At 50.1% G+C, this 11131-nt stretch carries 11 protein-coding genes; 3 read left to right on the top strand and 8 right to left on the bottom strand.

Features of this window, described 5'->3' with window-relative positions; translation table 11 throughout:
* The first annotated feature begins 283 nt into the window (after positions 1-283).
* Genes NGM62_RS14990 through NGM62_RS15000 form a run of 3 tightly spaced genes read left to right on the top strand, consistent with a single transcriptional unit; the run spans position 284 to position 1250 of the window.
* Positions 284-712: a helix-turn-helix transcriptional regulator gene (locus NGM62_RS14990; RefSeq protein WP_262249068.1), complete on the top strand. Its 429-nt coding sequence runs from the start codon at positions 284-286 to the stop codon at positions 710-712.
* Entirely contained in the window at positions 709-936 is a 228-nt protein-coding gene (locus tag NGM62_RS14995) for a hypothetical protein (RefSeq protein WP_262249069.1), read from the top strand. Before NGM62_RS14990 ends, NGM62_RS14995 begins: the two co-directional genes overlap by 4 nt.
* Positions 921-1250, top strand: a complete 330-nt coding sequence (locus NGM62_RS15000; RefSeq protein WP_262249070.1) for a type II toxin-antitoxin system PemK/MazF family toxin — start codon at positions 921-923, stop codon at positions 1248-1250. The genes NGM62_RS14995 and NGM62_RS15000 overlap by 16 nt, the downstream gene beginning before the upstream one ends.
* A gap of 19 nt (positions 1251-1269) precedes the next feature.
* Here the strand turns inward: NGM62_RS15000 and NGM62_RS15005 are convergent, their stop codons facing one another.
* From NGM62_RS15005 to NGM62_RS15040, 8 genes are all read right to left on the bottom strand, one after another.
* Entirely contained in the window at positions 1270-2913 is a 1644-nt protein-coding gene (locus tag NGM62_RS15005) for an FMN-binding glutamate synthase family protein (RefSeq protein WP_262249071.1), read from the bottom strand.
* A gap of 22 nt (positions 2914-2935) precedes the next feature.
* Complete coding sequence (locus NGM62_RS15010) at positions 2936-4249, bottom strand: acetylxylan esterase (RefSeq protein WP_262249072.1); 1314 nt, start codon at positions 4247-4249, stop codon at positions 2936-2938.
* 245 nt (positions 4250-4494) lie between these two features.
* Entirely contained in the window at positions 4495-6063 is a 1569-nt protein-coding gene (locus NGM62_RS15015) for an ATP-binding protein (RefSeq protein WP_262249073.1), read from the bottom strand.
* Positions 6064-6104: 41 nt separating this feature from the next.
* Positions 6105-7691, bottom strand: a complete 1587-nt coding sequence (locus NGM62_RS15020; protein WP_262249074.1) for an SEC-C metal-binding domain-containing protein — start codon at positions 7689-7691, stop codon at positions 6105-6107.
* Positions 7692-7896: 205 nt separating this feature from the next.
* Positions 7897-8235 (bottom strand): hypothetical protein, encoded by a 339-nt coding sequence (locus NGM62_RS15025; protein ID WP_262249075.1) that lies wholly within the window; start codon positions 8233-8235, stop codon positions 7897-7899.
* Positions 8236-8340: 105 nt separating this feature from the next.
* Positions 8341-9483 carry a sialidase family protein gene (locus NGM62_RS15030; RefSeq protein ID WP_262249076.1) on the bottom strand — a complete coding sequence of 381 codons (1143 nt, stop codon included), beginning with the start codon at positions 9481-9483 and terminating at the stop codon, positions 8341-8343.
* Positions 9484-9517: 34 nt separating this feature from the next.
* Positions 9518-10318: an IS5 family transposase gene (locus tag NGM62_RS15035; RefSeq protein ID WP_262249077.1), complete on the bottom strand. Its 801-nt coding sequence runs from the start codon at positions 10316-10318 to the stop codon at positions 9518-9520.
* 119 nt (positions 10319-10437) lie between these two features.
* The coding region (locus NGM62_RS15040) for a sulfatase-like hydrolase/transferase (protein WP_262249078.1) at positions 10438-11131 on the bottom strand (694 nt) is incomplete at its 5' end.

The following is an 11131-nucleotide window of genomic DNA, read 5'->3' on the forward strand; positions in this document are numbered from 1 at the left end:
TCGAATAGTTTTACGTTTCTGGTATAGCATTTAATCGCTTCTCGAACATCCACATGCATGGTTTCGCACGTCAACAGAAAATCATCGTGAAGATTTAAATTTACGGTAACTCTCATGGCATTTACTATTTATTTCAAGCGAATTAATAAAGACTATGGCATGTACCGAACCAATCCCGTTTGTATTCCACCAAATGCCGCATGTATTTTACCGGTCATCGCTTGTATTCTACCACGAACGACGATTTCTTTCGGAAAAGCCGAATATTTGCTACCTTTGAGGTATGAGTACATCCACAACACCCAACCACATCGGCCGCAAAATCAGCCGCATACGCGAACTGCGCGGCATGAAGCAGGAAGCCCTTGCCGTGGAGCTTGGCGTAAGCCAGCAGACCGTCTCCAACATGGAGAAAAGTGAGACCATTGAAGCTGATTTACTGGCACAGGTGGCGAAGATTTTGGGTGTGACACCGGAGGCTATTGAGTATTTTGACGAGGATAAGGTGATTAATTTCTTTAATAACTTTCATGACAGTAGTGCGGGTACATTCGGAAACGGTGGAACCTTAAATCATCACTGTACCTTCAACCCGCTCGACAAATTAATCGAGGCTTACGATGAAAATAAAAAACTCTACGAACGGCTATTGGAAGCAGAAAAGGAAAAAGTGAAGTATTTGGAACAGTTGACTGAAAAGCGTAAATCATGATACGAACAATCATTACACCGGAACAACGGAATATATCAATAAAATTGCCCAAGGGCTTCGTGGGCAAACGTATAGAGGTAATCGCCTTTGCGATTGACGAAATCAATGACAATCAAACCGGGAACGTGTTTTCCGAACCGGTGCAAACCCATCTAGCCACAGAAAATGTATTAGCTAAAGATTGGCTGTCGCGGGAGGAAGATATAGCATGGCAAAATTTATAAAGGGCGACATCGTTGTAATACCGTTTCCTTTTTCGGATTTGAGCGGCTCAAAACGCCGACCAGCTTATGTTTTAACAGATTTGGGGGGCGACGATATCATCTTATGCCAAATAACAAGCCAAATCCGAGACGACGAGTTTTCCATCAATTTGGGCGCTTCTGATTTCCGAGAAGGTTCTCTTCCGGTAGCATCAAGAATAAGGCCTACACGCATATTCACTGCTGATAAAAGAATCATTGCAAGAAAAGCTGGAACAGTAAATGAGGATGTTAAAAAAAGAGTTTCGGCAATGCTTCGTCAATTGTTCGATTAACTCCTATTGGAAAACGAACCTATCCCGTCATCGGCTTTTTCGCCCAGGCATATTCCACGAAATCGATATCCAAAAAATCCGGCTTGAACGAATCGGGACGGCTGATTTTCATCAGCAGTTCGAACGATTGGGGATAAGGCTGCTGCAATAAGCTCCCGCTCGGAATATACGGATATGTGTCCAGGTAAGTTTCCACGCGATTCGGAGCTACCCGGCGATGGATATATACCCGGTGTATCTGGTCAGGATGTTCGATACCAGCAGCGCCCATGAGCTCGCCGGCGCTCTTTACGGTCTCTTGGTGGAAGTTGGCCACACGCACCCGCTTATCGGCAACCACCAATCCCTTCACCAGCTCCGGATTTTGGGTGGCCACCCCGGTGGGGCACGTATTGGCATTGCACTCCAGCGCCTGTATGCATCCGAGAGCCATCATCATACCGCGTGCGCTGTTGCAGATATCCGCACCGAGCGCAAAGTTTTTCACGAGGTCAAAACCGGTCGCAATCTTGCCGGAGGCGATGACCTTGATATGCCGCTTGAGGTCGAATCCGGTCAGGCAATCATACACGAAGGCCAGTGCGTCGCGCAAGGGCATGCCCACCGAGTTGGAAAACTCCAATGGCGCCGCGCCGGTGCCGCCCTCACCGCCGTCCACCGTGATGAAGTCGGGATATATGCCCTGCTGCACCATGGCCTTGCAGATGGCCACAAATTCGCTCCGGTGGCCGATGCACAGCTTAAAGCCAACAGGCTTGCCGCCAGACAACCCACGAAGCTGCTCGACGAAATCTAACAAGCCCGCCGGTGTGGAAAATGCCCGATGGAAAGGCGGTGAATCGACTTCCTTGCCCGCTTCCACCAATCGGATACGGGCCACTTCCGGCGTTACTTTCACTGCTGGCAAAATGCCCCCATGGCCGGGCTTGGCACCCTGTGATAATTTGATTTCAATCATCTTGACTTGCGGGTGCCGGGCCTTTTCGGCAAAGGCTTCGGCGTTGAAATTGCCATCCGGATGCCTACATCCGAAATATCCGGTGCCAATCTGCCATACCACATCGCCGCCACCTCCCAAGTGATAGTCGGTGAGCCCACCCTCACCGGTGTTGTGGTAAAATCCGCCGATTTTCGCCCCCTCATTTAGGGCCATCACGGCGTTCTTGCTCAATGAGCCGTAGCTCATCGCCGAAATGTTGAAGACGCTGCTGGAGTACGGCTGCGTGCATTGGGGCCCGCCGACCGTCACACGTGGATGCTCGTTGATCTTGAAATAGTCGATGGCGGTGATGCTATGGCTCAGCCACTCGTAGTTGTTTTCGTACACGTCCAATTGCGTACCGAAGGGTGTCGTGTCCAATACTTTTTTGGAGCGTTGATAAATGACATTCCGGAACATGCGGCTGAACGGTCGTCCGGTCGTGTCGCTCTCCACGAAATACTGTTGGATTTCCGGGCGGATGCTTTCAAACAGGTACCGCAACCGCCCGAACAGGGGAAAATTACGCCGGATGGCCTGCCTGGTCTGCACGATGTCCAGCACACCCAACAAAATCAACGGACCAATCGCGACGAAACTCCAAAGGATAGGCGGCCACCAAATGCCAGCTACCACAATTGCCCCTGCCACCAGGCTGGCACCGTATATGAACGCTGTTCGCATACCCAAAGATGGCGATTTTACGTCACTTCACCAACTGCGCCAGCAACCACGCGGTAATCTTGGTCTGCTGCTCCGGAAACGTCCAATGCCCGGTTTCCTGCACCAGATAGAGTTCCTTAGGCGCATTGATTTGATTATAGGCCGCGTAGTATGAGGTCGGCGGACAGGTCTCGTCGTTATAGCCCCAGGTGTAAAATCCCGGCACCTTTACCGACTTCGCAAAGTTGACCACATCGTAATAAGCGGAGACCTTGATCTTTTCATCCTTGGCCATGAACGGTGCGTTATATTCATTGAACATATGTGGCCAGCCCCCTGCGCGGCCGTGGAGGTAACCCGTCACGTCGCATAGTGCGGGGTACAACGACACCAAGCTTTTCACCCGATTATCCAAAGCAGCGGTAACAATAGCCAAGGCTCCACCTTGGCTCCCACCCCATACCGCCAGGTTGCTACCGTCGAATTCCGGGAGGCTAAACAGGTAATCGACGGCCCGTACGCAGCCCAAATAAACACGTTTATAGTAGTACTTATCGCGGTCGTCGAGGTTGAAAAATTGGTAGTTTTTCAGTGCCGAGGCGCGCAGGTCATTGTACAATCCGGTTTCGTAAGTCACCGGTATACCGTGTATGCCGATTTGCAGGGTGATGATACCCTGTTCGGCCAGGTCAACAATCCCGGCATAGGGACGTATTCCCGCTCCGGGGACTTGCAGTACGGCAGGGTATTTGCCCGCTTTTTTCGGCTTGGCCAAAATGCCGTAAATGCGGCTTCCCGTTTCGAAATTCTGGATATTAACCTGGTACACATCCGCTTTCTCCGTGCAGCGCTCGGGCAGCAATGTCAATTTGGCATCCATCGGCACCTTGGCCGCTTCCGCTTTCGCCGCATTCCAGAAATTCCAGAAGTCATCGGGCAGCGTTTGCGTCGGCTGGATGCTTTCGGGCGCTATGGCAGCGGTGCCGATGCCCCGGTATTCCACACCATCCACCGTGATACGCGCCTCACAGCGCAGGAAGCCCGGTTCCTTCGGCTGTAATGACTCGCCAACGGTACCCGTGCCGATTTTCAGCGTAGCTTTACCCGATTGCATGGGCTGCATCTTTTCCAATCCGATGGTGTAGCTCACCTCAGCGCTCTCCATGAGCGCTTGGTGCCGGAGCACCGTCACGAAAAAATGCACTTCCTCGCCCACGGCATACGTCCAGTCCGGCTTGTCCGGAGACACTACTACTTGGATGAGCTGGCTGGAGCGGGATTGGGAGTAGACAGCTTGTAAAAAGAACAATAGCGCAAAGGCCGAGATGAAGGTGCGGAGGAAAGTAAGTCTGTTCATGGAATTCGTAATGAAATGGATAATGTTTACAATTCATATGGCTAAATAACAACTTTTAGCCATGTTATCAATCAACCATGCAAACCACTGTTTGGTGGCTGAGGATACCCAGTATACTATTCTTTATGCCCGGTACAAGTAAGCTGCTTCCGCTTACCCCGGTTTCCAAGACACGTCGTGTGTCTTTTTATCCACCGATTCGTTCAGATCTTTGAGATGAATCCCAATGACCCGACGTTTAATCATCAAACAATCTTTTCGTTGAAACCTACGTTGCCTTTCGTAAAGGCAAGTCCCAGCAGGTGAACACGCTTGTCCTGACTGAGGTAAGGCTGTATATAATTGTTCCCCTCGATTTGCCCAAGTGCCGCAGTGGCCTTATCCGGAAGTTCTTCCACCGACGCCGAATATTTAATTTCAACGATATACGTACGGTCGGCAAAGCCGATCACCGCATCGATGCGGCCGGTATCCGTACGGCTTTCAATCCGGATATCCATACCGGCGAATTTGCAAAACACCTCGAACAGGTTATGGTAGTAGCCTTCGTTGTCAATGCCTTGGTGGTAACTTGCGTTGCTGTACAATATCCTGAGGTATTCCACCGCGAGGGCGGTATCCCCTTTCTCGAAAGCCGCCTTCAGATTGCCCGCCAGCCGGTACAGGTCGTGGTTTTCCGTGTGGCGCACAAAATCGTTTACCAACGACTCCATCAGCGCCTTGCGCACTTCCTCATTGGGCAGTTGCAACTCAAAAGCACTGTCCAGTACGAAATCCTTTTTCACCGTCAGGTAACCCGTCTGGAACATCAAAGGCACCAGTTTCAGGTTTTCCAGTGTCTGTTGGTTCTCAAAGCCATAGTCCACCCGGATCGTGTCTGCAAGTACCGAAGAGTAATCGTCCACCTTGCTCAGCAGCTTCAGCAAAAACGTCGGGGTGCCCGTGGCGAACCAATACCCCTTGAAGCGCTTCTGGTTAAACAGGTTCAATACCGAAAAGGGATTGTAGACGAAGGTACTCCCGTCCCAGCTGTACCCGTTGTACCAGTGCTTAATCTGCTCATAGGTCTTTTCCGGAGTGTATCCATATACCTCGGCCAGCGGCGCGATATAACCATCGAAATACTGCTCCAGTTCCGCTTGGGTATACCCGCATATACCCGCATATTCCGTATTCAGCGTGAGGTCGCTCAACTGGTTCAACCCCGAGAAAATAGACAGCTGGTTGATCTTGGATACGCCAGTGAGCATCAGGAAGCGGATTTTACTCGAAGAAGATTTGAACACGACATAAAAATCCTGCAATACCCGGCGTATTTCCGCCGCCAATGAGGGGTTTTCAATCACATCCAGTATCGGCTTATCGTACTCGTCTACGAGTATAACCAATTGCCTGCCCGTTCGGTCCGCAACCAATTTGATAAGCCTTTCAAGCATGGTCGCCGGAGATTCTTCGTGGTAATCAATCTCGACATCGAACTCTTCCGCAAATGACTTGATTGAACTTGCCAACGCTATCCGCAGTGACCTGGCACTTCCCGCATCCTTGGTCATATCCAACTTAATAACCGGGTGGGGCTGCCAATCAATCTTTTCTTCAATGAAAAGTCCTTGAAACAGCTCCCGTTTCCCTTCGAAAACCGCCTTGATGGTACTGAGCAGCAAACTCTTTCCGAATCGCCGCGGGCGGCTCAGGAACTGAGTCCTCGCCCCGCTGGACAGGATACGATAGATGTACTCCGTCTTATCCACATAAACACAATTGTCGTGGATCAGATTCTCAAAACTATCTTGTCCGATTGGCAAATTCTTCATCGTATCGCAAAGGTAACTATTCCGCGGCTATTTGTTCACAGCTACCCTGCAGCTCCGCAGCATTTTTTATATTTCTTTCCGCTTCCGCAGGGACAAGGGTCATTACGCCCGACCTTCTGGGAAACGACGGGCTGCGGACTTTGATACCGATCCGTTGCCGGATACGCAAAATCCCCCGCGTTCGTGTCGGTTTCTTCCGTCCACCCGGCATAATGGTCTGCCATAGATTCCACCCCACGTTTCCTTGGATCGGCCGCATAACGTTCCATGTAGCGTGCCAAATCCTGAAATGTGCCATTCATCTGCTCATCGACATATTCCAATTTGTGCAGGTCTTCGATGATGGGTAACAGTTCAGCAAATCCCGCATCGACCGCATCTCCCACCAGATAGGTGATCGCTTGGGTATCCACAAGGTTATCTAGCGGCTGTGCATCACGAAACGACGTGAGCACCTGTTGGTATATTCCGATAATCTCCTCGCGGCGTTTTGGAAAATGCAGTCCGATCTGAGCCAATGCCTCCGAAACTGCACATTTGGCATTTGCGCTGATGCCCTCTCGACGCAAGAAGCTACCCAGCACCTCAGGCTGCTTTTGGCCCAGCGCAAAAAAGCTTTGCCATACCGTAGAAGTAATCGCATCCCCAAACCAGAAATCCAGAAATTCGTCGTCGTACTCGAAAAAGGCCAATACCCGGTCCAATGCCTCTTCGGCTTTCAGCTCACTCAGCAACCAAAGGGCATGTACCGGAAAATGGCAGGTCGTGTCGTCCCATCCATTGTCAGCGAACGTATAATAACGGTCTACGCCATCACGCAGTACCGCTAATAAATCTACGATCAATGTTTCCCGCGGTAACCGTAAGAGGGCATCCAGCTTCTCCGGGGGGAAGTCCATTCCGTACCGATACAGGTCGTCAATTTCCGGGTGCTGAAACACCGGCGGCGATGCCAGCGGCGGATCGGACGGCCAATTCACGATTTCCACGGCAATCGCTTTCTCCTTTTGTCGCTGCCACCGATCTCTTGCCATTTTCATCCGAAGCGGAAATAAAAACGTTTCCGCCTGTCCGGTGTCGGGATGGTCAATCGCTATATCTTTAAGGATACTAAGGTGATGTTCTGCACGTTCCAAATCCTCCCGTTGCACAAAATAAAACGTAGCCAGTTTATGAAATCCCAGCACCTCAGCTACCTGAAACACGTCTCGTTCAGGATACAGTTGCTGGAGATTCCAATGGTCTCCCACCACTTCATGTACCGTGTCGATTTCGCCGTGCTGTATCCGCCGGAAAGCCTCATTGATTTTGCCGAAAAGGTAATCGGGATGGCGGATCAGTAGCTGTTGGTTTATTTCGTATGACTTACGTGCATTGCCGTTTACCATATAGGCACCCATTAGCAAATTCTTCAGTTGGGGTACATCCGGATACACCCTTATCAACTGCTGTAGCTCGTTGATGGCTCCCCGCGCCCCTTCCTGTGATTCGAAATACAGGCGTTCGATACGCTGGTGCAATTGGGGTGTTATCCCTAACTCTTTATCCAAAAAATGCGGATCATCAGTTATATTATATCCGTGGGCAGTGTAAATTTCTTCGTCGCTCATTTTAGCGTATCGGTCCATGCTCTATTTGTGTTTAGCGGCAAAGGTAATCATCCTGCGATACATATTATTGATAGGGTGCACGACAAATTTCCGTTTTTCGATTTTTTCTCGCAAAGTCGCGAAGTCGCGAAGCGGCTTTCTTTGCGCCTTAGCGCCTTAGCGTGATGTTCTTTGAGCCGCAAAGGCCCGCTTCGCGAGCAAAACGGATTTTTGTCGTACGCCCTTATTGATATCCCGTGGCCATAATCATAATCGCTTCACGCGTTCGTGGTTGCATTTCGGCCAAATCAGCTTCGGTAATCAGCCCGTCGGCCAGCAGTGCCGCCACTACATAGGGATAACGCGAGCCGCCAAGGCCATCGTACCTCCGCGCGATGTGTTTGTCGTTCCGCTTCACGGCATTAAACATGTTCATGTATGCGTCGCGATTGCTGAGTTTGCCCGAACGCCACTGCCGCACAATATCCTCCACGTTGACCAGACTCCTGACGTACTCTAACTGGAGTCCCCGCTCAATCAACATCCGACATATTTTCTTGTCTTGCTTAGATACTTCAAACATCGGAAATTAGTTCTCGAAATGATTTTCCAACAATATCGATGTACTCTTTCCCATAACGTGTACATTTCAACAAATGTACCGAAAATAGGTATTACACCAATCCGTTTAAATCTTATCCGGATCAATCACTACGTGTTTGATGGACCTCCTATTATATGTATATGTGATATGCACCAATCCATCAGCCGATTGGATGATAGCAGGGTACGAATAACCGTCTTTAATAGGTTCATTCTCCAATGTCATTATCGGTTCCCATGATTTTCCATCGTCAGACACGGCGAGGTTCAGGATATTACGGTTTTTCGGTTCCTCCCCCGCTTTGGTTGAATGGTTATAGACCAACAATTGCCGGCCATCTGCCAGCGTCACCGCATCGGTACCCGAATTGGGATTAGGCAAATCCATGGCCGTCATTTCGCTCCAGGTTTTCCCGCCATCCTTTGACCAGCTTTCCGCCAATACATCTTGGCGGGTACGGCAAATCACCTGTAACCTGCCACCTGGATAAGTAAGTATACTTGGCTGAATGGCGTCAAACGCCAGGCCATCGTTAATTGGCCCGACCACTTCCCAAGTTTGACCTAAATCTTTGCTAACCTCAAAATAGACACGCCAATCTTGATCTTGGCCATCACCTTTCGGGTATTCAATGCTGGTCGGACTGATAATTGCCCCATCTTCCAATTGGATAGGTTTGTTTTTGATGGGGCCGAGCAAGTGGCCGATTTTTGAATCCTCACCCAGTTTGCGTGGCTCCGACCAAGTTTTTCCATAATCCGTTGACGTCATCACCATCCCCCAACAGGTCTGCGGGCTGGGGCCAACTTTGTAAAACAGCATCAAGTCGCCGCCATCCGGCATGAAAAGTACCGGATTCCAGCAGGGATAGCGAAGCGTATCGTTCTGTATGCCGTTGGCCACCACTTCGGGCCACGTCCATTTGCCGTGTTCCAAATGCGAAACCCAGATACCGACATCCGGGTGGCCTTCGTGGGTACCGCCAAAAAAAGCAACCACCATCCCTTCAGGTGTTTCTACAATGGTAGATGCATGGCATTGGGGCGTAGGTTTGTTGTCAAGTGGATAGAGTAGCTCGCCGCGCAGATAGGCATCATGCGTCGAGTCGGCCAATTCAGGCAAGTAATACCTTCCCGTGATATCATTTGGCTTGCGCCCACCATTCCCGGGGCTTTCCGAACAAGCCACCGAACCCGCCAAACCTATCATAACGATTAATCGATACATACCCTCATAGTTTTTTTTCTGACAATGAACTTGTTTAAACTTTTTCCATTCTTTTAACCTTCCTCAGGAACAGCGCACTGAACGCCATCCAATGCAATGACATCCAGTTCCGTGCGGTGGTTTCATATCGAACCAGCAGGGCCTTGAAGCTGTCCAGCCAGGCGTTTGCGTGTTCGATTACCGTCCGCCGTTTGTAGAGTTCCTCATCGAAGTAGCGATATCCGGTGGTTTCCGCCCCGCCTTTCCTTGGGTTTGCCTTGATGTTCGCCTCGATTTCCGACTCCGAGCAATACCGGCGCAGTTCCTCCCCGTCAAAACCAGGGTCGGCGTTCATGAACACGCCCTTCATGCTAACCCCGGCCTCTTCCAGCAGCTCGCACATGGCCGCGAAAAGCTCCTTTATCCGATAGAGGTCGTGGTGCTGGCCTTCCTGCGGCAATCCCATGGCCAGCATCTGACCCGTGTTGTCGCACAGGAACAGCGAGTTGCTCGTCCCGGCCGATTTGCGGCCCTGGTAACCGACGGCTTCCCCGCCGCGCTTGGCAGGGGTATGGCTCCCGTCCAGCTGCGCCGAGGAAAGGTCAAGGCACTGCCGGTAACGCCCCAGCAGGTTCGCCCAGACCGATTGCCAGGAGCCGTCCTTGCTCCATTTGTTGAAATAGTAGAAAACATGCTGCCAGCACGAACGCCGGCTGATGAAATGGCCCACCGGGAGTTCCCGCCACTGGCAACCCGTCTTCAACCGGTAGAATATCGCCTGTATGACCTCAACAAGGCATACCCGCGGTTTGAAGCCCCGTTTGCCTACGCTGAGATAAGGTAAAATACATTCCATTACCGTATCTTTATCGATGATTCCCAATTTGACCCCCGTGTTTTATGATTCAGAACCACAAAACTGGAAATTTATTGGGAATCATTTTTCCCCATCGAAAAGTTTAAACAACTTCTTTGTCAATATTCAGTGTTATTTCCTATCTGGCTAAACGGAATGATCGCTGCCAATTTCTTACGAAGACGTTTCAAATGAAGATTATGCGATGAGTCATCCACGATATTATTAATCTCATAAATATCGTCAGATAAATCATATAACTCTTCGCATACAACCTCGCCACTATTCAAGTCAACCCATCTATTATATCGATGCGTTGAATCTCTTATTGATGAACCTACAATCGCCAAGTTGTCCTGCCCTCCCAAAGGCCTCGCGATTTGTGTTACCGCAGTCGACTTTACGGATATTGAAGGGTTATCAACAACAGGTGCAAGCGAGATCCCTGCCAACATTTCTGTTGTTGGAGAAAATGGGAGATTGCATAGCTCTAGTAGCGTAGGATAAAGATCCACCAGTTCTACCAGGGCATTTGTGTGTTTCCCTCGCTCTTCCATGTTCGGCGTTGAAATAATTAATGGCACATGTGCACCCTGTTCAAAATTGGTCCACTTCCCGAATTGCCCGTGTTCCCCAGCGTGGTATCCGTGATCTGAAGTAAATACGACAATTGTATTACGCGCTAGCCCAAGTTCTTCTAACGCGTTTAAGACTTTTCCGACCTGTGCATCCAAATAACTGATAGACGCAAAATATCCATGCCTCAACTCCAGGGATTTCGCTTTTAAGAATTTTGGGGATTGGATTTGCAGG

The organism is Parapedobacter soli, assembly GCF_025460835.1.
In the GTDB taxonomy this organism is placed as follows: Bacteria; Bacteroidota; Bacteroidia; order Sphingobacteriales; family Sphingobacteriaceae; genus Parapedobacter; species Parapedobacter soli.

Bases quoted from the DNA above. Each gene is read 5' to 3' on its own strand.
- NGM62_RS14990 (WP_262249068.1), top strand. From the start codon at position 284: ATGAGTACATCCACAACACCCAACCACATCGGCCGCAAAATCAGCCGC.
- NGM62_RS14995 (WP_262249069.1), top strand. From the start codon at position 709: ATGATACGAACAATCATTACACCGGAACAACGGAATATATCAATAAAA.
- NGM62_RS15000 (WP_262249070.1), top strand. From the start codon at position 921: ATGGCAAAATTTATAAAGGGCGACATCGTTGTAATACCGTTTCCTTTT.
- NGM62_RS15005 (WP_262249071.1), bottom strand. From the start codon at position 2,913: ATGCGAACAGCGTTCATATACGGTGCCAGCCTGGTGGCAGGGGCAATT.
- NGM62_RS15010 (WP_262249072.1), bottom strand. From the start codon at position 4,249: ATGAACAGACTTACTTTCCTCCGCACCTTCATCTCGGCCTTTGCGCTA.
- NGM62_RS15015 (WP_262249073.1), bottom strand. From the start codon at position 6,063: ATGAAGAATTTGCCAATCGGACAAGATAGTTTTGAGAATCTGATCCAC.
- NGM62_RS15020 (WP_262249074.1), bottom strand. From the start codon at position 7,691: ATGGACCGATACGCTAAAATGAGCGACGAAGAAATTTACACTGCCCAC.
- NGM62_RS15025 (WP_262249075.1), bottom strand. From the start codon at position 8,235: ATGTTTGAAGTATCTAAGCAAGACAAGAAAATATGTCGGATGTTGATT.
- NGM62_RS15030 (WP_262249076.1), bottom strand. From the start codon at position 9,483: ATGTATCGATTAATCGTTATGATAGGTTTGGCGGGTTCGGTGGCTTGT.
- NGM62_RS15035 (WP_262249077.1), bottom strand. From the start codon at position 10,318: ATGGAATGTATTTTACCTTATCTCAGCGTAGGCAAACGGGGCTTCAAA.